Source organism: Paenibacillus sp. FSL K6-1122 (genome assembly GCF_037977015.1).
In the GTDB taxonomy this organism is placed as follows: Bacteria; Bacillota; Bacilli; order Paenibacillales; family Paenibacillaceae; genus Paenibacillus; species Paenibacillus amylolyticus.
The window spans coordinates 6180521-6205950 of the sequence record NZ_CP150272.1; the positions used below are offsets into that span (position 1 = coordinate 6180521).

The 25430-nt window shown below is 46.0% G+C and carries 21 protein-coding genes and 1 riboswitch; of the genes, 7 read left to right on the forward strand and 14 right to left on the reverse strand.

Annotation, left to right across the window (positions count from 1 at the left end):
• Positions 1-3: 3 nt before the first annotated feature.
• The 8 genes from NSQ20_RS27695 to NSQ20_RS27730 form a co-directional block, all read right to left on the reverse strand.
• Entirely contained in the window at positions 4-3792 is a 3789-nt protein-coding gene (locus NSQ20_RS27695) for an SDR family NAD(P)-dependent oxidoreductase (RefSeq protein WP_076319710.1), read from the reverse strand.
• Positions 3793-3795: 3 nt separating this feature from the next.
• Entirely contained in the window at positions 3796-4665 is an 870-nt protein-coding gene (locus NSQ20_RS27700) for an acyl carrier protein (RefSeq protein WP_036668121.1), read from the reverse strand.
• 25 nt (positions 4666-4690) lie between these two features.
• Positions 4691-5407: a thioesterase domain-containing protein gene (locus tag NSQ20_RS27705; protein WP_083669910.1), complete on the reverse strand. Its 717-nt coding sequence runs from the start codon at positions 5405-5407 to the stop codon at positions 4691-4693.
• Positions 5408-5423: 16 nt separating this feature from the next.
• Positions 5424-6419 carry a ketoacyl-ACP synthase III gene (locus tag NSQ20_RS27710; RefSeq protein WP_036668122.1) on the reverse strand — a complete coding sequence of 332 codons (996 nt, stop codon included), beginning with the start codon at positions 6417-6419 and terminating at the stop codon, positions 5424-5426.
• 301 nt (positions 6420-6720) lie between these two features.
• Positions 6721-7239, reverse strand: a complete 519-nt coding sequence (loaP, locus tag NSQ20_RS27715; protein WP_036668123.1) for an antiterminator LoaP — start codon at positions 7237-7239, stop codon at positions 6721-6723.
• Positions 7240-7541: 302 nt separating this feature from the next.
• A complete protein-coding gene (locus NSQ20_RS27720) occupies positions 7542-7991 on the reverse strand; it encodes a nuclear transport factor 2 family protein (RefSeq protein WP_074096526.1) in 450 nt (149 codons plus the stop codon).
• A 165-nt stretch (positions 7992-8156) separates the two neighbouring features.
• Positions 8157-8564, reverse strand: coding sequence for an Rrf2 family transcriptional regulator (locus NSQ20_RS27725; RefSeq protein WP_017692155.1), 408 nt, complete (start codon positions 8562-8564; stop codon positions 8157-8159).
• 106 nt (positions 8565-8670) lie between these two features.
• Positions 8671-9510 carry a helix-turn-helix domain-containing protein gene (locus tag NSQ20_RS27730; protein WP_036606789.1) on the reverse strand — a complete coding sequence of 280 codons (840 nt, stop codon included), beginning with the start codon at positions 9508-9510 and terminating at the stop codon, positions 8671-8673.
• Positions 9511-9628: 118 nt separating this feature from the next.
• Here NSQ20_RS27730 and NSQ20_RS27735 point away from each other — a divergent pair, with 118 nt between their 5' ends.
• Both NSQ20_RS27735 and NSQ20_RS27740 read left to right on the forward strand, forming a co-directional pair.
• Positions 9629-10633, forward strand: a complete 1005-nt coding sequence (locus tag NSQ20_RS27735; RefSeq protein WP_076319711.1) for a Gfo/Idh/MocA family oxidoreductase — start codon at positions 9629-9631, stop codon at positions 10631-10633.
• A gap of 20 nt (positions 10634-10653) precedes the next feature.
• Positions 10654-11601, forward strand: coding sequence for an aldo/keto reductase (locus NSQ20_RS27740; RefSeq protein ID WP_076319712.1), 948 nt, complete (start codon positions 10654-10656; stop codon positions 11599-11601).
• A gap of 127 nt (positions 11602-11728) precedes the next feature.
• On the opposite strand, the gene NSQ20_RS27745 is transcribed toward NSQ20_RS27740, so the two are convergent.
• Positions 11729-12748, reverse strand: coding sequence for a Gfo/Idh/MocA family oxidoreductase (locus NSQ20_RS27745; protein ID WP_036668128.1), 1020 nt, complete (start codon positions 12746-12748; stop codon positions 11729-11731).
• Between the two features lie 59 nt (positions 12749-12807).
• The gene (locus NSQ20_RS27750; RefSeq protein ID WP_340031241.1) at positions 12808-13584 is read right to left on the reverse strand and encodes a sugar phosphate isomerase/epimerase; all 777 of its coding nucleotides are present in this window, start codon (positions 13582-13584) and stop codon (positions 12808-12810) included.
• A 198-nt stretch (positions 13585-13782) separates the two neighbouring features.
• Here NSQ20_RS27750 and NSQ20_RS27755 point away from each other — a divergent pair, with 198 nt between their 5' ends.
• The 5 genes from NSQ20_RS27755 to NSQ20_RS27775 all read left to right on the forward strand — a co-directional run bounded on the left by NSQ20_RS27755 (position 13783) and on the right by NSQ20_RS27775 (position 20289).
• Positions 13783-14613 (forward strand): AraC family transcriptional regulator, encoded by an 831-nt coding sequence (locus NSQ20_RS27755; protein WP_036668130.1) that lies wholly within the window; start codon positions 13783-13785, stop codon positions 14611-14613.
• A gap of 246 nt (positions 14614-14859) precedes the next feature.
• The gene (locus NSQ20_RS27760) at positions 14860-15561 is read left to right on the forward strand and encodes a response regulator transcription factor (RefSeq protein ID WP_076328844.1); all 702 of its coding nucleotides are present in this window, start codon (positions 14860-14862) and stop codon (positions 15559-15561) included.
• 20 nt (positions 15562-15581) lie between these two features.
• The gene (locus tag NSQ20_RS27765) at positions 15582-17024 is read left to right on the forward strand and encodes an ATP-binding protein (protein WP_340031242.1); all 1443 of its coding nucleotides are present in this window, start codon (positions 15582-15584) and stop codon (positions 17022-17024) included.
• 101 nt (positions 17025-17125) lie between these two features.
• Positions 17126-17884, forward strand: coding sequence for an ABC transporter ATP-binding protein (locus NSQ20_RS27770; RefSeq protein WP_340031243.1), 759 nt, complete (start codon positions 17126-17128; stop codon positions 17882-17884).
• Positions 17885-17886: 2 nt separating this feature from the next.
• Positions 17887-20289: an FtsX-like permease family protein gene (locus tag NSQ20_RS27775; RefSeq protein WP_036606768.1), complete on the forward strand. Its 2403-nt coding sequence runs from the start codon at positions 17887-17889 to the stop codon at positions 20287-20289.
• Positions 20290-20372: 83 nt separating this feature from the next.
• Here the strand turns inward: NSQ20_RS27775 and mmuM are convergent, their stop codons facing one another.
• From mmuM to NSQ20_RS27795, 4 genes are all read right to left on the reverse strand, one after another.
• Entirely contained in the window at positions 20373-21449 is a 1077-nt protein-coding gene (mmuM, locus tag NSQ20_RS27780) for a homocysteine S-methyltransferase (protein WP_340031244.1), read from the reverse strand.
• Entirely contained in the window at positions 21427-22839 is a 1413-nt protein-coding gene (gene mmuP, locus NSQ20_RS27785; protein WP_340031245.1) for an S-methylmethionine permease, read from the reverse strand. Before mmuP ends, mmuM begins: the two co-directional genes overlap by 23 nt.
• A gap of 92 nt (positions 22840-22931) precedes the next feature.
• Positions 22932-23033: riboswitch (SAM riboswitch) on the reverse strand.
• Between the two features lie 70 nt (positions 23034-23103).
• Positions 23104-24306: a Ger(x)C family spore germination protein gene (locus NSQ20_RS27790; protein WP_076253520.1), complete on the reverse strand. Its 1203-nt coding sequence runs from the start codon at positions 24304-24306 to the stop codon at positions 23104-23106.
• Positions 24303-25403, reverse strand: a complete 1101-nt coding sequence (locus NSQ20_RS27795) for a spore germination protein (protein WP_076253519.1) — start codon at positions 25401-25403, stop codon at positions 24303-24305. Before NSQ20_RS27795 ends, NSQ20_RS27790 begins: the two co-directional genes overlap by 4 nt.
• Positions 25404-25430: the final 27 nt, after the last annotated feature.

The following is a 25430-nucleotide window of genomic DNA, read 5'->3' on the forward strand; positions in this document are numbered from 1 at the left end:
ATATCAGATATGTTTTAATCCTTTGAGCATATCCTCCATGCTGATCTTGCCATCTTCCAACTGATCAAAAAGAGAATGGACTTCCTCATCCAGTGCAATTGCACCACTTGAGGACACCTCTACCTGCTTGCTCTCCCGTTTATTGCCTGTTTTATCAGCCAGATATCCACCCAGTCTGTGCACAGACGGATGTTCGAACAGATCTGCAACGACGAGTACACCCGGGTACTGTCGGTCAAGTTGTGCATACATTTGTTTCACCAGAATGGAGTCAGCTCCAAGTTCGAAGAAACTGTCATGAATATGAATTTCATTAAAGCCCAGTACGGCTTGGCACACATCCGCAACCTGCTTCTCCCATGGAGTGTATTCTCCGTCATCCGCACCATTCAGTACGGCATCCTGTCGGGCTACACTTTGCGGGGTAACTGGAGCCTTCGGTGATGATGCCCGCTGTAAACGTGAATCAATCCAGCTCTCCAGTTCAGGAGAAAGTCTGAATGGATAGTTTCGGATCATCTTCAACATGCCACGGTCTGTTGACATCTGTCCTATCAATACACGTTCAATCTGACGCCCTTCCACCTGATCCAGCCACGCCAGAGCCTCTTTATTGGTCATGGCTTTGAATAAGGTGTCCACTCCGTACCCGGTTGCAGCAGCTGCGCCTGTTTCTTTCCAGGTAGACCAGTTGACGGTCATCGTTCCGTCCAACTCCCGGTTGCGGTAGGCTGCGTAGGCATCCTGATACGCATTGGCAGCGACATAATCCGCCTGTCCCGGCCCGCTGAATAACGTTGCAATGGATGAGAACATCACAAAAAAGTCTGGATTGTCCTCTCTGGTGAGTTGATCCACAACCTGGGTTCCTTGCACTTTAGGGCGTAATACGCATTCAGCTTCTTCTATCGTTCTGTCCTTAAGCGGATGATCTCCACCTACAGCGACCCCAGCCCCATGAATGACACCTGCAATGCGGCCGTATTGCTGACGCAGTTCACTCAGAATGACTCGCATGGATGCTTCATCTGAAATATCTGCTTGGTAAGAGAGAACCGTGGCCCCAGCAGCCTCCATTTGTTGCACAGATCGGATTTTCTGAACTAACGCATCGTTGGAATCTGCTGCTACAATGCTGTCCCACTCCCCTCGAGTAGGAAGCGCAGTTCTATTCACCAGCGCAAGTGTGATTCCCGGGTATCGCTCCGCAAGTTGTAATCCAATCTCCAGCCCAATACCGCCCAGTCCGCCAGTAATGAGATACAATCCGTCATTGCGAATCTTGTAGTCCCGCTTAGGATATTGACTAGGGTCCATCGCTTCAAACTGCTGAATGTAACGAGTGCCCGCACGATAAGCTACACCATAATCATCACTTTCATGATCCAGTTCGGCCAGAATATCCTGGAGCGAAGTTTCCGCATCCACTTGGATGGAACGGCATTGCAGACGTGAGTCTTCTTTGCGCCCAGCCAAACCCAGACCAAACATCAGGGCAGCCTGAGGAAATACATTTTCTTCGGTTCCGGTAATGGAATGGATTGGATTCGTCAACAACACCACATCAACAGGCTCCGACGATTTCGTACGGATCATTTCCTGAAGAAGATAGAAAAATGGATGAAAGGACTGTTGCTGTTGAATATAGATGATCTGGGTGATCATCAATTCTCCCAAGTGAGCCCATAATTGCTCCATGCTCTCACGCTGGTGTGAAATGACGTACTCCCCGGAAGATACTTGAAGGAATGAAGGTCCATCAAACACTTCAATGAGCTGACGACCCTGCTTCTGTAGTGCCTTACGCAGAGAGCGGTCCTCTCTTTTTTCATCCATAAAAATAACGACATGACCTTCCGATAACTTCCGATCTGAATTGCGTTCCGGTTCACAGACCCAGCCCAACTCATAATGGTGTATGTTCTCCATAGTGATGGCACTTGTCTTGGTTTGGGTATAAGGAGCAGATAGCTCAATCCAGCACCGATGAGCTTCAAATGGATACGTTGGAATGCTGATTCGGCGAACATCCTCACCCGAATACAGACTTGGCCAACTTACCTCCCCACCACCAAGATAGGTTTCACAATGATCCGTTAAATGCAGTTGATTCGACTCCGGGACTGGCTGCTCTCGAATGGAGTGCAACCCGTCTTCTTCAAGTGCAACCAGTTGGGCGAGCAACTCCTCTTTGCTTGAAGCAATCCGTACCAGACGGTGTTCATAATGGGTTCGGGATGTGCCTGCCGTGTAACATATATCTGCTAACGTGTGATCGGTTGTTTTCAGATACTTCGTATATTTGGATATATATTGTTGCAGTGATTGAAGCGTCTTCGCTGAAAGGGGGAACAGATACTCCCGCATCTCAGTTTCGCTGGTGGTTTCCACTGCACCCGCCTGCTCCAGTATGAGATGACAATTGGTTCCGCTGAAACCAAATGCACTGACACCCATACGCGCAGGTGCACCCTCAGCAGGCCAGATCCGGTTACGTGTATTCACATACACAGGCGTTCCACTAAAATCAATATTGCGATTGGGGCGATCAAAATGCTGAACCGCTGGTAAAATCCCTTTTTTTAAGGACAATACAGATTTAACAAGCCCTGTAATGCCAGCGCTTTCATACAAATGTCCGATATTGGACTTTACTGAACCGATAGCACAAAATTGCCTCTTATCGGTGTATTGCTCAAACGCCCCCTTAATGCCGTCGATTTCAATCGGATCCCCCAAGACAGTCCCTGTTCCATGGGTTTCAATATACGAAATACTTTCAGGGTCGACCCCCGCAGCTTTCCACGCCTTCACAATGACCTCACTCTGGGCTCTGGCATTCGGCGCTGTAATCCCCATGGAGTTCCCGTCCTGATTAATGGCACTGCCCTTAATGACCGCATATACCTGATCCTTGTCCTTGATGGCATCCTGAAGTGGTTTTAGCATAATAACCGCCGCACCTTCACCTATTCCGGAACCATCTGAGCTATCATCAAAGGGACGTGTCATGCCATTGGACGATTCGATGCCCATTCGGTAGTAATCCTTGTCCAGAGGAAGCACATTCAGTTTTACGCCTCCTGCCAGCGCCATGTCACACTCACCCAAACGAATGGCATTACAGGCATGATGGACTGCAACCAGAGATGAAGAACAGGCCGTGTCCACCACCATACTCGGTCCTCTCAAATCAAGAAGGTATGATAGACGGCTGGGTAAAATGCAAGACAAATTGCCTGTGACCGAGATCGGCAAAGACTGTGGTTCCACATCATGAATCATTTCTTTATACCGATAACCTTCCAGATCCGAGACCAATCCCACATATACTCCTGTGTTGCTGCCCGCCAGCTTCTCACTGGTATATCCTCCATCTTCAAAAGCGGCCCAAGCCGTCTCCATAAAGATACGTTGGGCCGGATTCATCAAACTGGCTTCTTTCGGTGTAAATCGAAAAAAAGGATAATCAAAGGTATCGATATGTTCCAGATAAGAACCGTCCAAGTATTGGGCATCTTCACCAGTGTTCATTTTACGAGAGATATAATTATCGGCATCCTGGCGTCGCTGCTCCGGCAGATCCCTCGTACAATCCAGACCATGTAACAAGTTATCCCAGAATTGTTCCGCATCATCTGCCAAGGGCATACGAACACTGAGTCCAACGATGGCGATATCACCCGGACGGATGGCAGTTGTAGTTGGGGCTGGAGGCGTCTGACCAGACGACTCCGTCTGATTGGTGTCACGAATACCCAGTTCACTGAAATCCATCAGTTTGTTTTTCATTATTTATCCCCTTTCAGCCGCTGGGCGGAGACTTTCAAACACTTTGGCAAGCATTTGATCATAGGTTCTGAAAAAAAGATTCCATTGAATGGTGTTCATTCGGGGTTTGCAATACATCGTTACCAGCATATTTCGTTTTTCATTTTGAATTTCACAGATGACATCAAACAGCTCCTCCAGCGCCACCCTGCCTCCACTGACATAATCAGCCTCATAGAATAGCGGACGAATGGCGACATGTTGTGATTTCATACCTGTTCTAACCAGATCCTGGATATGGTGACCAGGCTGTTCGTCTGCTGTATGTAAAGCTTGTTTCGCTATAACAAACAACTCATTAAAATCCTGTACCTCTTGCACATCCAGCGAAATGGAACTGATATGGTTCATTCGATAAATCAGTGTATAGACCGTAAGTTGTGGCTGATTGCCAATCTCCGTCAACAGATATGCGAACAAAGACCACAACCATTCCACAGGCGTGCAACCTGCAATTCTGGATAAGTCTCTGATTTCATTAAAGCGATCCTTCTCGATCCTGAATTCATATCGATGGTCTTGAAGGACCTGTCCTGTATTCTGCATGTAATCCAACGGAACAGGATAGGCTTCCAGTTCCATGCCTTCCTGATCTGCGATGAATTTCGCAAGTCTGGAGATCGTAGGATAGGCAAACATATTGGTTAACGTAATTTGAGCTGGATATAATTTTTCAAGTTGATTATAGATCTGAGCAAGAAGCAGCGAATCACTCCCCAAGTCAAAAAAGTTAATCGTGGTGGTGACTCCCGCATCGGCTCCCAGCACCACATGAAATACGTCCAGAATGGTTGCCTCCAGCTGTTCTATTGGTGTAATTTGCCGTTGATTCATTGGACACCTCACCTCCGTATAGGATCTACTCCATATAACTTGTTAATGTCTGATTGATCATGCTGGTAACCCGATGCATACTGCCTTCGAATAAATAAAAATGCCCCCCTTTGTATATCCGGGCGGCACTTCCTTGTTCCGTATAACCTCTCCAATGTTCTGCACAATCCAGAATGTAGCCCTCATCCTCTGCTCCGTTCAGTATCGTGATATCACATTGCAGTTTATAAGGCTTCTCTTCGTAAGTATACGTCTCATTCATCTCCAAATCCTTACGTAATATGGGGATGAACATATCCATAAGTTGCTGGTTCTCAAAGAACTCATCCGGGGTACCGCCCATTTCCTTAATGCGGTCTATGAACTGTCCTTCGGGCAAATGGTAATAGACCTGGTCTTTTTTATAATCCGGTGTCTCTCGCCCCGAGAAAAACATGTGTATGGGTTTCCTGAACTGCTCTTCATGCATTTTGTTATACAGTTCATAGATAATCAGACTTCCGAGACTATGTCCAAATAGAGCATATGGCTCCTCATCTGGCAAATCGCGATATATATAATCAAATACATCATCTACACTTTGCTGAATACTCTCATAGAGCGGCTTAGAGAATTTCAATCCACGTCCTGCAAGTTCAACAGGGTTCAGCACAATGGACTCGGATAACCCCTTTTTCCATTTGTTATATATTGATGCTGACCCTCCTGCATAAGGGACACAATATAATCGCATCTTGGCCATATAATCTCCTCTCCACTTACACGACTTCTCCCCATCTGATTGCTGTAGCGCAATAATACGTTCCAGCCCCAGCCCCAACCAACACGACACGGTCACCCGTTTTCAGTGCCCCTTGATTCACAGCCTCGGTCACCGCAATTGGCAAGCAAGCATTAGAGGTATACCCGTATTTTTCCATCGTCATATAGGCCTTTTCTTGTGGGATACCCAAGGCAACGGCCAGTTCTCTAATCAGATTACTGTTTGTTTGTGGGAAAATAAACAAATCTACTTCCCCCATATTCCATTTTACTTTGCGCAAAAGACGGTTCACGAGCCGCGGAATACCTCTGACCAATTGTTCATATAAATATCGACCATTGGACGTATAGACGGAAGCAGATCCATCAGAAATGTGTCCATAATGAACAGGCAGTGTTCCATAACTGATATCTTCCATATTCTCGTGATGCATAATTCCGTTCAGAAAAACGCTGTGATAGGAATCATTCTCATCTAATTCCTGTAAGACAAATGCCCCTGCTCCGTCTCCTACACTGGAACACGCTGCTCGATCCTGCCAATCAGTTACTTTCGAGTAGGTATCTGCGCCGATGACTAGAATATTGCTTATATCTTCTTCAGCCTGGAACGTATAATACGCATTCAATAATCCATAGCTGAACCCGGCACAACCCGCGCGGAGATCCAGACAAATGGCTTGGTCCGCTCCGAGCTTTTCCTTCACGAGAGCCGACGGATGAGGTATTAAACGATCCGGTGTGAACGTCGCCATAATGATCATATCAATATCCTCGACATCAATCGAAGCCTGTTCTATAGCTTGTCTCGCAGCTTCCAATGCCAAATCGCTGGTGTACTCATGCTCATGCGAAATTCTTCGTTCACGGATTCCGAGATTATGGTAAATCCAGTCCGCATTTGCGTTAATGTTCATAGCCTCCAGCCCCTGATTCGTTAACACGGATTCCGGCACATACATGCCAATACCCCGAATGGTCATTTTTCTCATGCATCACGTCTTCCTTTCCTGAATCTAAGGTGAGTAGCCCTCTCTGAAAACTATAAAAAATTTTTGAAGACAACAAAAAAACAGTTCAGCAGCTTACTCGCGCTGTACTGTCTCAGGAATACCTTTTTCAACAAAATGTAGTCAGGACCACTCCTAACTACACAGCTTCGCCCTGTTGATACACGTTGTGTATTTCAGAGTTTATGCATATGACTCCTTTGGTTGCATAATGTGCCTAAGCTTCATTCTGCTCCTCCGGTTTTGGTTGTCGTATGTGACCATAGCATATCTGAGTACATTATCATTTTTCTTGTTTTGCATATAAAATTTCAACACCCAAATCAACTAATCTGGGTTTATCATTACCTGTTAGGTGAAGCCATATCTTTGCTCTGCGCGTATGTCTGTCAATCTTCTTAATGATGCCTTCGTGTCCCATCAACGGGCCATCTAACACCACAACTTTGGTATTTTCCATATATACGGTTGAATAATCGATAATATCTTCCGGATTGATGAGGTTTAGCAATGTGGTCATTTCATGATCCGGGATTGGCGTGCAGCTTGCGTTAGTTCCCAGCATTTTAATGATATGAGGAATAGAACAGATTAAGTGGTAAGTTTCGGCGGTCATGTTGACTTGAATTAATACATAGCCAGGAAAGACCTTTTTGGTGCAGGCTTCAAAAATACCTGATTTCTTCTCCGGAACTTTTCTCTTGGGGACTAAAACTCGAATGGAGGTTCCTAGATACATATGTAGGTATTTCCTAATGACTTCTTCGCTTCCTGTGTGTACAAACAATGCGTACCAGTTCATGGCATCATCCTCTGATTAACAAATTAGCCAAGCGGAAATATACATATACATAAGAAAGAACAAAGACCCCAATTTTCAATTTGTGTAATAAAATGTATTTTATTTGTTGTAAGTATCTTAACTCATGACTTTTGGAACGTCAATGCTATTAATTCAATTTTATGTAAAATAACCTTACAATTCACATAAAACACTCACATTTTGTCTGATATCCAACTCAGGGACGTTACTCGTCTCCATTGTAACCAAAAAATCACTTACAGCATCAAGCATCTGTAAGTGATTATTATTCCATCCTTATACTATTCAAACAGGTCCAAACGAAGACGTTTCAAACTTGTATGTTTGATGTACCACTGGCCGTCGATTTTGACAAAAGTTTCGTGGTAATGCCCAAATCCGTGGAATGATTTGTTCTCATTGCCCTCCGGGAACGTGACCCAATCTTCCATTGGGGAGATGACCTTTGCTTCGTTCTCAGATACAAATTCAACTTCGGCGCTATGAACATGATGCACGGTTACGGCAACATCCACCAGATCACGGAATACTTGTACGATCGTATCACGGCCTGTTAATACCGGAATTGGATTGCCCTCTGTACTGAAATCGGCCACTGCATCCGGAGCAAACACATCGCCCAAAGTATCCCACTGCTTCGTATCAATATAGCGGCAATAACGTGCCTTGGTATTCCTAATATTTTCCAGCGCGAGCAATTGTTCCAGTCCTGTAATCGTTGATTGGCTCATGTGTTGTCCCTCCAGAGATGTAAAATGTGATGTAAGATTAGGATCATGTATGTATGCATACTATACCTTCCTTATTGTACCATTCGCCTTCTATTAGGTACAACGATACAAAAAAATCTTTCCTTACCTCTCGCGAGGTTGGGGAAAGATCACTTCTAGTGCAAGTTACAGGGAATGTGCACCCTTCATCTGAGAAGCCAGTTCTGACATCTTTTTATTGTTCAAAAAACTTTCCATCTCTTCTTCCGCCTGCACCATCACCTGCTGGATCAAACAGCCTGCGTTATGATTCTGGGAACATTCGAACAGGGACGCCTGACCTTCAATCGCATGAATGATCTCCAGGAAAGAAGGATCCGGATTTTTACGACTAAGCCGGTAGCCACCATTGGCGCCAGAAGTTGATTCGATCATGCCCGCCTTAACCAATTTGGTCAATATTTTGGACAGATAGGTTGGGGATACCTTCTGCAATTCTGCAAGTTGGTGTACACTAACCAGCTGTTCGGGGGCAGTACTTACAAGATGAAGCATCGTATGCAAAGCATAATTTGTCGCTTTTGAATATTTCATGAGGGCACCTCATTATACACGGATTTAATTTATCCATAATAGACTTGATTGAGCTCTGTGTCAAACCAATATACCTCAAGCACTGGCAACATCGAAAAGATACGGGTTAATTGTGATACAATCCGCGGTAATCCGTAGGTGTCATCCCCTCATGGGCCATGAACTGGCGGTTAAAATAACTGGCATTGGGATACCCCGCTTCCTCCGCGATTTGTCCAATGTTGGCCGTAGGCCGTTCGAGTAACCATTGCTTCGCCATCTGTAGTCGTGAACGAGTGATAAATTCCATGGGCGTCATCTCCACAGCACTCTTGAACATTTTGCAAAAGTAATACGAACTCACACCTGCGAGATCCGCCCAGTCCTGCAACAGGAAAGGTTGACAGGCCTCCTGCTGCATCTGTGGAAGAAGTGCAAGAACCCGATTCTCCGCCTTACTTGTGGTACGTGTGCTCTTTAAAGGTACTGCATGCTGCACGAACTCGGCGAGTACGGCATAGGTCAGTGTGGATAGCTGAGCCGGACGAAGCATCGTGTTCTGTTCGGCTTCAGTGAGCAAGGCCAGATGAGCCTCTTCCCAAGAGCTGCGTTGCCGCAGTGTCCACAATAGATTGCGATGCAACCCCCGCTCGATCATATAATCATGCAGACGTTCACCGTAAAAATGAACCCATCGTACATCCCATGGATCATCTTCACTACTATAATAATGCTGCCGCTGCTGCGGGAAATAGAGAAACGCCTGACCTGCGCGAAGCTCATGCACCACCCCGTCCACTTCCACATATCCCTTGCCCGAAGCGACGTAGTGAATATTAAAGTTGTTCAGTGCGCCGGCCTCACGCAACACGGCATGCTGGACGTGGTCCATATAATGTCCAACGGACTCGGGATAACAAAAATATGGAATATCCTGCAGGGTAAGCAATACGGTTTGTCTCATCATAGCCGGTTCTCCTTGATCAACAATATTGTGTTAACTAACTTCAATATATTATCATTTTAATTCATTGATCTATTCTTTATAATCACAATATACATTCATAAACGGGAGGATACAACACATGAATTTAGTTCGAAAATTGCGTTGGGGCATTCTTGGTAGCGCTAGCATTGCTGTGGAATCCGTCATTCCAGGCCTGCAGCAATCCGAGTTAAATGAAGTAACCGCGATTGCCAGTCGAGACGAAGATAAAGCCAAACAGACGGCCGAGAAACTTGGGATCGACAAGGCTTATGGCAGTTATGAAGCTTTGCTCGCTGATGATTCCATCGATGCCGTATATATCCCACTGCCGAATCATCTTCATCGGGAATGGACGATCCGGGCTGCTGAAGCAGGCAAACATATTTTGTGCGAAAAACCACTGGCTCTGACAGAACAGGAAGCTCAGGAGATGGTTCAAGCTTGTGCAGATGCAGGTGTGCATCTGGCTGAAGCATTCATGTACCGCCATCATCCAAGATATGAGCAGATCCGAGATATCATTGCCAGCGGTGAGATTGGTGAGATTCGTGGTATGCACAGCACATTTTCATTTAATAACTCCAATGCATCCGGTAATGTCCGCTTTCGGCGGGATTGGGGCGGAGGTGCACTGTATGATATCGGATGTTATTCCATCAGCGTAGCACGCCTGCTGCTTGGTCAAGAACCAAGTGCAGCCACTGTTATTGGCATGTTCTCCCCAGAGCATGATCAGGTCGATATGATGGCCTCAGGACTGCTGGAATTCGATAATCACATCGGCGTGACGTTTGACAGCAGCATGTGGGCAGCCTTCCGCAACACATTGGAGGTATTGGGATCCAACGGGATTATTGAAGTCCCTTCGGCATTTATCAGCGGACAGGACCGCAGTTCCAACTTCTATGTAACGGCTGGTGGTGAACGCAGAGAGATTGAAGTCCCGCAAGTGAACCACTACTCTCTACAGGGAGATGATATGGCACGTGCTGTACTTCAGGGCAAGGATCTGCGCTTCGCCCCTTCCGATGCGGTAGCTAATATGAAAGTACTGGAAGCTTGCCTTCGTTCAGCGGAAGAACGTACACGAATTACACTATAATTGAGAGGATGAACTGACTTATGGAATATATCGAAATTGCTGGTACAGGTAAACGTGTCTCCAGATTGATTAAAGGAACCGATTATTTCGTGCATAATGCCTACGATAAAGCAGCTACGAACATGGATGCTTTTCTGTCGATTGGCGGTAACACTGTAGATACAGCACATATCTATTGTGGTGGACAGAGTGAAGAAGTCCTTGGTCGTTACATGAAGGAACGTGGTAACCGTGACCAGATCGTCATTCTCACCAAAGGCGCGCATCATGACCAGAATGGGCCACGTGTGAACGCTGATGCCATCCGCAGTGACTTGATGGAAAGTCTGGAGCGTCTTCAGACAGATCACGTAGAGATGTATGCCTTGCACCGCGATGATCCCAATACCCCTGTCAGTGTTATTCTTGAAGCACTGAATGAACATATTGATTCCGGCAAAATCGGCGCAATTGGCGCCTCCAACTGGACCTGGCAGCGGCTCGAGGAAGCCAATGCATACGCTGCGGCGAATGGCCTGAAGGGCTTCACATTCAGCAGTCCAAATCTCAGTCTCGCCAAAGCAAACGAACCGTTCTGGGAAGGCTGTGTGTCAGCAGATGCAGAGACGCTGGCATGGCATGAGCAAACCAAACTACCATTGCTATCCTGGTCCTCCCAAGCGCGTGGTTTCTTCACTGGAAGATTCACACCTGAAGTTCGGGATAACGAAGATCTGGTGCGTGTATTCTACAGTGATGATAACTGGGAACGGTTGCATCGGGCTGAACAATTGGCTAATTCCAAGAAAACAACACCAATCCAGATTGCACTCGCTTATGTATTGAATCAGACGTTCCCAACCTGTGCGCTGATCGGAGCCCAGAATCAGGCAGAACTGCTCTCCTGTGACGAAGGATCACGCATCACGCTGACTCCTGCTGAAATCGCATGGTTGGATCTGGGCAGTGATGTACCGGCTGGCACCTAAAGAAAATTAATCATTCCATCAACAAATACAGAAGGACTTACCCCAGAGCACATCTCTGAAGGTAAGTCCTTTATATCGTAGATTAAGTCATATAGAATGTTAGAAATTGCAATGTCATTCGGTTGGATTACAGTTTAACGATCTGACCTGTTTTCTCGGATTCGAATGCTGCCAGGATCACTTGCAGGGAACGCAAGCCCTCTTCCCCGGAAATCGCTGGAGGTGTTTGGGTTACAATCGACTCTACAAATGCGTCAATGACACCACTCGGCACTTGTTTCTCGTTGGTAGCCATGGCACCAACTTTGTACGTCTCAACTGTACCATTGGTGAGCTCAACGATAACTTCATCGCCTTCCACTGTTCCGATCTTCATAACACCATTCTCGCACCACAGCACTGTACTGTTGTCTCCAGCTCTGTATTGTGTCCAGCTTGCTACGAGCGTTCCGATCGCTCCGCTCTTCATACGCAGCAAACAAGTTGCGTTATCGTCAACTTTAGTGCCTTCCTTGTGCAGTGTGCTGATGAAACCAGCCACTTCAGATACTTCATCATTCAGCAGATAACGGATGAAGTCGGATTTGTGCACGCCCAGATCGCCCATTGCGCCCATAATCGCTTCTTCTTTACGGAAGAACCAGCTTTCAGCTCCGTCCACACTCCATCCTTCCGGACCCGGGTGACCAAACGATGTACGGAAATTCAGGACTTTACCGAGTTTGCCGGATTCGAGAATTTCTTTTGCTTTTACGTGAGGAGGCATCAAACGTTGGTTGTGTCCAACCATCAAATACACGCCATTTTTCTTGGCAGCTTCGATCATTTGCTCGCCTTCTTCAGTGGAGACAGCCATTGGTTTCTCAACCAATACATGCTTGCCTGCATTTGCAGCAGCAATCGCCATTGGAGCATGCAGATAGTTAGGTGTACACACACTAACGGCATCCACTGTTTCGTTTGCAAGCAATTCTTCGTAACTGGAATACGCTTTACCGCCGTAAGTCTCGGCCATCTTCTCCGCACGCTCCACAACCGGATCGGCAAAAGCGACAAGTTCTACGTTCTCATTGGCAGCGTACTCTGGAATATGTCTGCGCTCGGCAATGGCTCCACAGCCGAATACAGCAACTTTAATTTTACTCATGTACATAAGTCTCCTTTGACAAATAGATTAACGTTTTTAGTTTAAGCTTGATGATGCACTTAGAACTGGTTCAGATAGTTTTCTTTCAGCCAGTTATAACTGTTGGATACGCTCTCAAGCGGTGGATTCTGACATACGTCCTGTTCCACGATCAGCCATTCCACGCCTGCATTTGTAGCCTCTTTAATAACAGCTGGCAAGTCAACCGAACCTTGTCCAAGTTCTAGTGTTTTCATCTGGCCCTGTTCGTCTTTGCTGAAGTCCTTCAGATGAAGCAGCGGCAAGCGGCCCGCATATTTATTAATATACTCGATCGGATTTTGTCCAGCAAATTGTACCCAACATACGTCCATTTCCACTTTTACCGCTTCCGGCGTCGTTTGAGCGAACATAGCATCAAAGGCATTCGCATCCCCAACCTGGCCATGGAATTCAAAGTCATGGTTATGGTATCCGAAGATCAATCCTTGTTTCGCAGCTTCAGCTCCATATTGTTGTAACTCAGCGAATAGCTTGGTCCATCCTTCTGCATTCTCAGGACGATCTTCTGGCATCAGGTAAGGACAAATGATATATTGTGCACCAATTGTTTTCAGGTAATCGATTTGTTTTTGCAAGTCTTCGCGCATCGCATGTAATGAAACGTGGCTGCTGAATCCTTTCAGTCCAAGTTCATCTAGTAGCGCTTTCATTTCCTCAGCTGGAATATCGCCATATCCGGCAAACTCCACACCTTCATATCCAAGGGCCGCTACTTTACGCAACGTACCACGAAAATCTGCTGCAGTTTCATCACGGAGTGTAAACAATTGCAAACCAATATTAAGTTTTTTCATGTAGGATACACCTCTGTTCTCAAATTTGCTTTCATTGCTCTATCTGGTATCATCCTAACGCAAAACAGGCTAGAATGAACATATACAATATAGTCAGAACATGAACTATCTGATCAAATTTTATTTCCATCATTTTGCATCTATTGAATGTAGCCCATTTGAATGTATGCAGGATGTACATATTGGGGGATTTTATCTTTGGATACGTTAGAGACATCTGTACTGATCTGTGACTACTCATACCACTATAAAGCGTTCACTCATAATATGAAGGGCGAGCTGCAAACCTATCTGTTCCGTCTGCAGACCGAAGGCTCGTGCAAAGTGTATGTACAGGATGAGGAATTCAGGATGACGAGCGGGGACTTGCTGCTCTTAAAGCCTGGTGACGACTACCATCTCGTTGTCGATGAACCACATAAGGAAGGACGTTTGTCCAGCGGAGATTATTATCTGTTCTGCGAGGGCAGCTGGATCGAGAACTGGTGGAAACGGCAGCATCGATCTACCGTGAGCCGAATTGGACTGGATGACAAGCTCATCAGCCTGTGGAGAAATATGTTACTTGAGAAACGTCGCGGGCCTCTTGAGGAAAATGCGGAGCTAAAGGATGCGTTACTGCGCGGATTATGTCTGTATATCGACCGGGCAATTAAAGAGAATATACAGACCGATCGGGCAGTTTCCTCTGCGCTGAAGTTAAAACGTTTTATAGAGGAGCATGCCACTGTTACGTTCAAGCTTGATGAAGCGGCTCGTTATGCGGGCCTCAGCCTGTCACGTGCAGTCCGTTTATTTAAGGAGCACTACAATCAGACCATGATTCAATATGCGATTGAGATCCGTTTGAATGCGGCATTGGAACGAATGAAATACAGTGAAATGACACTGGAGCATATTGCCGAATCCTGCGGTTTTGCAAGTTACTCCTATTTCCACCGGGTATTCCGGGCACACTTTGGTGTGTCTCCGGCGGAATATCTCAAATCCAAGCAGCATGAGCCTATCGATGATCTGGAGCATGTATGATGTTCAGTAATATTCAGTATCAGAAACCCATGACCTCAAAGAGGTTCATGGGTTATTTTGATACATTGAACTTTGATCAACTCTCAATACGACTGGAAGTCAGAACGTTTTTTATAAGAATGAAGTTCACTTCAATATTTTTTCATGTGACTCCCACAGAACAAGACTGTACAATCATAGAGACAGCCGTTTTACAAATTCATACATACCCATTAAATTCACATCTATCATACTGGAGCGATACATATGCTAACCCACCAGCGCAAAGTCCTCATCATTGAGGATGAATCAGATATTTCGCGCATTCTGCGAGATTATTTAACCAAAAATCAATATGAAACCGCCGTGGCAGCCACTGGACAAGATGGACTTCAGATTATGGAGCTTATTCAACCAGACTATATCATTCTGGACATTATGCTTCCGGACATGGACGGGATCGAGGTCTGTCGAGAGATCAGAAGGCGCAACAATATCCCCATCCTCATTCTAAGTGCCAGAGGCAGTGATACCGATAAGGTACTTGGTCTTGGCTTTGGAGCAGACGACTATATGACCAAGCCCTTCTCGCTGAGCGAATTGTTAGCACGAATTAATGCCCACTTCAGGCGTTATGACAGTATGACATCCGTTGGAGACAGAACAGATCTGTTGCATCTTGGAAACCTGGTGATTGATAAAAAAGCCTATAAAGTTACATTAAACGGATCGGAAGTTTCTATGTCTGCCAAGGAATTCGAATTACTTCATTACTTGGCAAGCCATAAGAATCAGGTATTCTCCAAAGCCCAGTTGCTCGACGCCATCTGGGGATATGCAACCTACGGTGATGAAAATACCGTAACCGTATACATTCGCAGACTACGTGAAAAAATTGAGGCAGATGCCTCGCATCCGACCGTTCTGAAGACGGTATGGGGTGTCGGTTACAAATTCAATTACGAATAAGTGAGATTGGAGGCACCCACATGTCATTGAACAGCTGGTCCAAACGCTGGTTGTTAACAACACTTGGGCTTCTCATTATTATCGTTTTAAGTATCCTTACACTGTCGATGATGCTGTTACAAGATCGAAATTCAGGCGAATCCAATCTGTCCCTGAATCAGGTTCGACTCAAGGTCAATCCAATCTTACTCGCTTTGGAGCAAAATCATCAGCATCTTAATGAACAAAATATTCGTGAAGTCATACGTTCCACCGCCAGAGAGACCGGGGTTCTGCTTACCTATCTAAACTTGGATGGAAAAGTCATTCTGTCCTCCGACCCCACCTCTGAAGGGACGCAAGCTAATCTGCGTAAAGCTCTTCATTATGATCTGCATCATGCCACTCAGGCCGCGGACGGTAACGATTTGCTTGATATTGCGTTTCCTGTGATGGACGGACCCACGGGAAGTCAGATCGGCAATGCCATCTTTTCAATCCCCCAAGCCATGGTTACGGTTCAGCAATCGATGACTTTTCCGGTTATATTGATTAGCGCACTCCTGCTCCTGTCACTGATTCTGAGCTTATTTCTATTCTGGATGAAACGAAAACTGGACAAACACCTGCTCTCTCCCATCCATCAATTGAAGCAACATGCGGAATCCATGCTTAAAGGCAATTATGAAGAAAAAATCCAGTACAACCGGAACGATGAATTGCTCGAAGTATATGCCATGTTTGATCTAATGCGCACGGAGATTAAACATATGAGCGAGCAGCGTATTCAGCAGGAACAAGCACAAAAAGAACTCATCACCAATATATCTCATGACATTAAAACACCAATTACCACGATAAAAGCATACATAGAAGCTATTGAGGAAGGACTATGCAACGATCAGGAGACGCTGATGGAATATATGGGAGTGATGCGAACCCATACGGATAAAACAGCCCGCCTTGTGGAGGATCTGCTGGTTCATGCACTTCAGGAATTGGGGCAAATTTCGGTGGAAACCCGTGAGATGTACAGTGGGCCTATACTGGAGACGATGTTGAAACCTATTGAACATGTTGTCCTAACAAAGGGGCTTATCTATAAAGGACCCAACTACATCCCCAATGTGTTAATCGCTATCGACCCCACTCGAATTGAACAGGTGATCTCCAATCTTGCCGCCAATGCCCTCAAGCATACAGTTCCAGGAGACACGATACGTATAGATATGGAACTGGAATCCGGACACTTGAAAGTGACGATTGCCGATTCGGGTCAGGGAATACGTGTACAGGACATGCCGTTTGTTTTTCAGCGTTACTTCAGAGGCCAGGCGAGTCATGCAGAACAACGTGTTCAGGAAGGTACAGGGCTGGGCCTTTCCATCTGCCAAAGCATCATTGAAGCACATGGAGGCCATATTTCCTTTACTAGTAAAGAAGGACAAGGTACAACCTTCCGGTTCTATCTGCCGATCTGCTGAGCACCCTCCACAGCTGTAATACTTTATTCATAATTTGATAAGGCTTCCTCAACATCCCTCCTCTAGAATGAATCCTATACTGCACTCGGGAGTGATTCAACTTGTCCAAAAAGGTGATTATCCGTGCACAGAATCTGTGCAAAACGTACAACAGCGGAAGTGAACAATATCATGCCATCCGTAATGTTGATCTCGACATCTATGAAGGAGAATTCACGGTCATCATGGGTAACTCTGGCTCTGGCAAATCAACCCTCCTATATCTGCTAAGCGGACTGGACCAGATCACAGCAGGTGAGGTCTATTTTCGCGACCAGCGGATTGACGCTTACAGTGAACGAGAAATGTCGAACTTCCGCACCCGCCGGATTGGTTATATCTATCAAAGTATCAATCTGGTCCCAGACCTTTCCATCAAAGAGAACATTGCTTTACCGGGATATATTGCAGGAAACAAAAAGAAGGACATCCTATCCCGCGCTGCTGAGTTGATGAATGCCATGGATATTGATGGACAGCGTAACCGCCTCCCATCCCAAACTTCCGGAGGACAGCAGCAACGAGCTGCGATTGCACGGGCTTTGATCAATTCGCCGGATATCATTTTTGCCGATGAACCGACCGGAAGCTTGAATATGGAACATGGCACAGCCGTTCTCGATATCCTTACAGATATGCATCGAAAAGGACAGTCTGTTGTTATGGTGACGCATGATATCAAGGCCGCCTGTCGGGCAGATCGCCTGATCTATATTCAAGACGGCAAGATTGGCGGAATCCTTGAGTTTGACACCTATGACGAACATCAAATTCAGGATCGTGAAGCGATTATCTTCGCTTTGGTTACGGGGAAGGAATAACGATGGCTGTCATATTTAAACTTAGCTTGTCGTATCTGAGTAGGAACAAAATACAAAATGCGTTGATTGCGCTGCTCCTGCTTCTCTCGACACTTCTTGTATCTACAGCTACTGTCATTCTGGCGAACACCGGCAATCAGTTTTATGAAATGCATACCCGAACCCATGGATCTCATCAGATCCTGACGTTTGAAAAAGGACTGAATGACCCTGACGCTGTGCACAACTGGTGGGCTTCTCAGGATGGAGTTCAGGTGTCCCCTTTGCTAACGTATCGTACATTTTCAGGCATCATTTTGAATGAAACTCACATCCCTAACATCTACCTGTACATGTTTAATACGCCTCCACCGCCATGGGGTGTGGATGAACTGATTTTCTCAAGCGGGACGCCCGACACAGTTCCCGAACAAGGCTCCGTCTGGATTCCAACGTCCATGGCGAATGCTTATCATATCTCGGTAGGTGATACCATTGGCTTCAAAACCGGCTCAAGCACACTTGAATTGAATGTATCGGGCATTGTCATCGATGTACCATACGGGGCACCCTTCTCCAATACAGCACGGGTCTGGATGAATCCTGCCGATTATCAACATGATCTCGCTACACTTGCTGGCAACGAGAATCGTATGATGGGCATCCATTTTAACGATTACAGCATGAATTCGGTGTATTGGGAACGGTACAATCGTGAGACAGGTATTCCGTTTCTGGAATCCAAAATGGAGTTCGAGGCCATTGCCTCTTTTTATCTGATCATCAATCAGGTTATTGGATTCATCATGATATTCATGGGTGTTGTCATGCTCTCTATCGCCCTGATGACCATCGGATTTACGATTGCGGATGCCATCCTGGCCAATTACAGAACGATAGGAATCCTCAAATCACTAGGTCTGACTTCCCGAAAAACGATAGGCACCTATGTTATTCAATATGCATTGATATCCATCGTAGCCATTATCCCAGGACTTGCACTCAGTATATGGATATCCAAATGGATCATTAATATTTCTGTATCCTCTCTTCGAGTGGGGAATCAGAACATTCCAGTCCATGGATTGGATGCGGCCATACTGTCCGGCGTACTACTATTTGCTCTAGTGATTCTGTTCACTGTGTTATATGCCAAAAAGGCACGCAGCATACAGCCCGTGCAAGCTATTCGTTATGGTATGTCGGAGACAGATCACGGCCGGATGGCTGGCAAAATGAATTCGCCATGGGCACACTGGATCGGATTTACACGACTGCCTGTCACCGCCGTACTTGGATTCAGACATGTGTTCAAAAACACCAAAAGCTCTGTTCTAACACTCCTGCTAGCCACCATGGCTTCCTCCGTACTTGTTCTGGGTTATGTTCTGCTGACCAGTATAACCGGAATTGAACAGACCGCAGCTAAATGGGGGTATGACAATGCCAATATCGCAGCAGTAGTCGTGAACAAAGGTAACTTTCCAAAGACTGTATTGAAACACACGTTAGAAGAGGATACAAGGATTAGCAATGCAGGCTGGCAAGGGAACACAACGGGTGTAATTAGCCCGGAGTCTTCTGCAACAGTGAAGGGCCAATCCCTCAGTCTCAACTTGAGTGTACTGGACGGGAGTTATCAGGAACTTGGATTCGAAACGTTAAAAGGGGGTAACCCACAACATGCGAATGAAATTGCCCTTGGTGTAAGTGTAGCCAAAACATCAAATAAAGATCTCGGTGATCTTATCGATATCTATATTGAAGGAGAAAAGCGTACATTCCTCATCACAGGCATCTATCAGGCGATCGCCAACATGTCTGTTTCAGGCAGAATCACCATTGATGCCATGAGAAGTGTGAACCCCGGTTATAGTGAATTTGATGTTATCTTCATCAATGTGAACGATATGGCACAAGCGGGTAAGGTTGCCTCTGAATTAAATGAGCAATTTAAAGATTTTGCTTCGGTAGTCACTCAGAAGACTTTGCTTGATTCGGTTTACGCGGAAGCCGCTAACATCCTGATCTATCCGATGAGCCTGATCGGATTGCTGTTTATCATTGTGACGTTCATCATTATTTTCAGTACTTGTAGAATCAATATCCGTAAAGAAAGCAGAACGTACGGGATATACAAATCGCTGGGAATGACATCTCGCCAAATCCGGTTGTCGCTCACCATGGGAATGTTCATACTGTCCTCCGTGGGAGCCATACTGGGTATTTTCGTCGGCGTATACCTGCTGCCTCTTCTACTCGAAATGGTCCTTTCCGGTTATGGTATCGTACAGCTTCCACTGATCCTGCATTGGGGTGGAATGGTACTGTTCACCTGTCTAAGCATCATTGCAGCCAGTCTTGGCTCGTGGTTCTCTTCGAGAATCATTCGGGAAGCATCGCCACGTATGCTGGTTATCGAATAATGTAATCAGAATGCCTTAACACAATAAAACAAGCCCTTCCATACCTCTATAGGATGTGGAAGGGCTTGTTATCATGATATGAACTAATTCCGCCATTTCTTCGCAAGTACACCAATCTGATGTGGCGTAGTACGGCAGCAGCCGCCAATAATTTGCGCGCCCGCAGCAACCCACTGTTCCGAAGCATCACTCATGCTGCCACATGTACCCTGTCCACTCCACGTCTTCGTCACTGCATCATACGTCTCACCTGAGTTCGGATACACAATAACAGGTTTGTCGCTGGCACGGCTAAGAATACTTACGGCTTCCGTCACCACTTCCATGGGAGCGCAGTTCAGGCCAATTGCCGCAACCTGCGGCTCGGAGCCAAACGTCTGTGCACATACCTCAAGCGGTGTGCCCTCGCTGATGCTTGTCCCGTCTTTTAAAGAAAATGATAACCAGGCATACGCATGAGGAAACTCCTTCAGTACATCAACCAGCACCTGTGCTTCCTGCAAGGAAGGAATCGTCTCAAACGCCAGAATATCAGCACCCGCTTCAATCAGCGCCGCCATACGTGGACGGTGAAATGCGGCAAGCGTCTCATCCGACACGTCGTAATGTCCCACATACTCTGAACCATCCGCCAGATAGGCGCCGTACGGACCAACGGAACCGGCAATAATTGGACGTGGACGAAGACTGTCTGCTTCGCGATCCCCTGTACGATCTGTTATGTTCTCCTCGTTCTCCTCGTTCTCCACGTTCTCGGAACGTACTGAAGGAGCTTTTACAAGCTGACCTGTCGAGCTTTCTCTCCCTACTACACCGCTCTGCACTTCTGCCCATACGTCATCTCTCGCCTGTACAGCCAGTTCCACCGTCTTCCGGATCAGCTCCAGTGCTGACTGTTCATCGATCCCTCTCTTGCGGAAACCATCCACCGTCGCCTGATAACTGGATGTAATCGCACAGTCGGCTCCTGCTCGAAAATAATCTGCATGGACCTGAACAATAACATCCGGATTCTCAAGCAACACACGAGCAGACCATAGTGGATCATCGAGATCACATCCATGCTGTTCGAGTTCCGTAGCCAACGCTCCATCCAGAATCATGACCGGATGTTCACGAAGGATCTGTTCCATGGGGTTAGTCTGTTGTTCTTGCGTCATGTACTTGTCCTCTTTTCTTATTCACACGTTCTGTCAGATAATAAGCAGCGTAACATACTGCGATAAACGGAACCCCACAATACAGCGCAATTCGCTGTGTCGGGTCAAAGGCAATACCTATGCATGAAGCCAGGCATAATATAAATGAAACAATTGGTACCACCGGATACAGTGGTGTGCGGTAGACCAGATCTTTGACCGCATGTCCTTCCCGGATATATTGTCTGCGGAACATGTATTGGGAAGCGCTGATGCTCATCCATACCGCAACGACAGCCAGACCTGAAATGGAAACCAGCGTAATATACACCGTACCTGGCGCAATGATGCTGGACAGCAAGGCCAGCGCACCACCCACCATACTAATCAGAAGTGCATTCAGCGGTACTCCGCTTTTGGTCAATTTGGCAAACCACGGAGAGATCGTTCTTTTGTCAGCCAGAGACCAGAGCATACGTGAAGATGCATACAGGCCTGAATTGGCAGCAGAGAGAATCGCCGTCAGAATAACAAAGTTCATAATGTCTGCTGCATAGGGTACACCCACCCGCTCCATTACCGCTACAAACGGACTTTCCAGTACACTGGCATCCGACATGGGCAGCAAGGCCGACAAGATAATAATCGTTCCGATGAAGAAAATAACCAAACGCCACAGCGTTGTATGAATAGCCTTTGGTATCGTCTTTTCCGGGTTCTCCGTCTCACCGGCGGCAATGCCGATTAACTCGGTGCCTGAGAAGGCAAAGTTTACAGCAAGCATGGTCATCAATATCGCTGTAGCCCCATGAGGGAACCACCCGGATGCGGTAATATTCGATAGAAATGGAGCCGGTCCAGAATCCGCCATGGGAATGAACCCAAACATGGCTGCGCCACCGATAATAATGAAGATTACGATAGTCACTACTTTTACAGATGAGAACCAGAACTCGGATTCCGCAAAAAATTTCACCGTTAGAGCGTTAAACAGAAAGATCATCAGTGCAAAAACCGCGCTCCATATCCATACGTTTACCGATGGGAACCAGCGCTGCATAAGCAATCCGGCGGCTGTGAATTCGGAGCCAAGCGCAACAGTCCAGGTTAACCAGTATAACCAAGCCACCGTGTAACCTGTTGCCGGTCCGATATATTTGGCTGCATAACTATGAAATGCTCCCGTCTCTGGCATATGAACAGACAGTTCACCAAGACAGAGCATCACCAGATATACAACGATGGCTCCGATCAGATAGGACAGAATGGTTCCCAGTGGTCCCGCCTGCTGAATGGTGTAACCTGAGCTGAGGAATAATCCCGTTCCAATGACTCCTCCGAGAGAGAGCATGACCACATGCCGTGCCTGCATTTTCCGCTGAAAATGCCCTTTGTCGTTGTTGTTCTCCATACCTGCTGCTCCCCTACTTCTTCATCCAGAAAAAACAAAAAAGACCCACTCTGCCTAAAGAGTGCGCCGTTACTGACAAATAAAAACAAACGCTCCTATCTATCAGGCTTTCACCCGCTGGAATTAGCACAGTATCCTTCAGATCTGTTGCTGAGGTTTCTAAGGGCCAGTCCCTCCACCTCTCTGGATAAGAAAATGATTTTTTACTAATATAGCGATCTATCATGAATGTGTCAACAATTAAATAATATATGGCACACCTCGCTATTCGGTGGAAGACCCCGGATTCGTGATGGTGGTCTTTACCTCATAGGTGATCGGCACGGTGCTAAAAATTTTATCCCAATCGTCTTTGACTTTTTTCCATGTTTTAGGTTCTTTAATACGCAAGCTATCCCGAAAATCCGCAACATCTACTTTATAGGTATGCTGCAGTTTGTATAACAACTGTCGAATCTGTTGTTTGGCAAGTTCAGCAAATTCTTTTTCCAATTCACTGAGATACGCACCTTTTTCCTCTTCCTCGGGAGCACGCCAATCCTCCATCAACCAGCCTTCGGATTCAGTTTTCACATGGAATGAAATATCATCGCCAACCACTTTTGGAATTATTGTTGTTTTTTTCTTCTTCATTTCATATACAACAGTGAACCCCTCTTTATTGTATGTCTTCAAGATACCTCCTTTTTCTTTAGGTCTGAGCCAAGATAGCCCTTCTAGATCCGTTTGGCTGAGTTCCCCGATGAATTTTGTTGTTTTCCCATCAAAGATACTGGCACCGGAGAACTTGTCCTCTCCATTGAAGTTCAGTACATTCTGGAGCAAAAAGCTGGAACCGGATTGCATTTGTGCATCTAATTTGGAGAGTAGAACGGGGTCCAGGATTTTATTGGACAAGTATGAATTACCGGTAATACCTGTAAGATAAAATGCTGGAATCCGGGAAGGATCATCTGAAGTCAGAACATCAACAGCGCGATGATGGCTAATCAACACCAGACAGTTAGGACGAATATCGTTATCCCGAAGTACAAAATCCAGCAGCTGGTCCAGACCATACTTTTTGGCGATATCCTTGGACACAACGATAACCTTCAGATGATGTCCGATGAGCGGATGATCTCGTCTCAGTGCAAACTGACGAAAGATTTGCAGCAAGGAATCTCCGGTAAGCTGTTCATTGGAATAGGACGTTTTACCAGAAGCAGGCGAACCGGATTGTTGGCTCTTCTGACTGCTGGAATTACCCGGAGCAATCTGTACCGTGGCTGTCACATTGTTCTGCTTGGAATACCCTCCTCCCTGATTGGCGATGTTCTCCTCAAATTCCGTCTCTTTGCCGATATCGATCCCGAGACCAACGTAGACACTTAGATCCTCTATCTCTCGACTGCTCCAACATCCGGATATCGTTAAGAGAATGCATAATACAGTGGCTAAGCGTAACAACATGCGGAATGTAATCATGCATGCTTGCCTCCTTTTTTGCGAATCAGACTTAACAACAGTAGTACCAGAGGTAAAATGCCAAACAAAAATACGGACACATTGCCTAGCATATCTCCTAGTACGAAGGTATCATCCACTGTTTTGGGTATCATTGCTGTCAGATAAATGAACGGCAGCAGGCCGTACATGATGCCTTTGATTTTTTTGGAACGAAACAAATCACGAATACCCACCGAAGCGCAGTAATGTGTAATTGCTGTAGTCGAAAAGATTTGCATAATCCAGATGACCAGCAATAAGGATTCAAAACGCTCGAATATCAGACCCTGGATTTCGAAGCTTCTTACCAAATCCAGCGTTGGCCAGGTTCGAGTTTTGATGCCATCGAGCGATAAACTGCCTATAACCATCACCACCGTGATCAAGTAGATAATAGTGGATATGAGTATCCCCCAGGTCATCGCTTTATTGCTCTTCTTCGGATTTTTCATATAGGCAGTCATGATTAACATCACCTCATAGCCCGTATAAGATAATAGTGAAGGCTTCAACCCTTGGAAAACGGGCATAATCCCATCACCGAGGACGGGTCTCAGATTGCCAATCTCGAATAGCTGATTACTAAGCAAAATTTCAATCACAAATATAATAATCGTAATCGGAAGGATGATCTCAAACACACGTACGATAACGCCAAGCCCGCCTGAAATCATATATACACCGATCCACATGAAGACCATCACAATCGCCCAGGTGGGGGTGCGTTCGAGCAGATACATCCCAGTCACTTCAGCCATAACTCTGATTTCGAATGCGGCAATAACTATGAAATACATAATCATAGACAATCCCAGTATGTAAGCAATCCAGCTGCCCGTAATCTCACGGGTGAACTGGAAGACGGTTTTCTCCGGAAATCTGCGACACAGGGTAACCAGAATTATTCCCACACCTATGATAATGAATCCAGATAGGATAATGGAAATCCAGACATCCGGTGTTCCGACAGCTTTGCTGGTCGTTCGAGGTAGTGTCAATATCCCGGCACCAAGCATGTAATTGACAATAATTACAACGGCCTGTGTCGTGGTTAGCTTTCCTTGGGAGCCATTCACTTAGTTCACCTCCAGACCTTCAGTAGA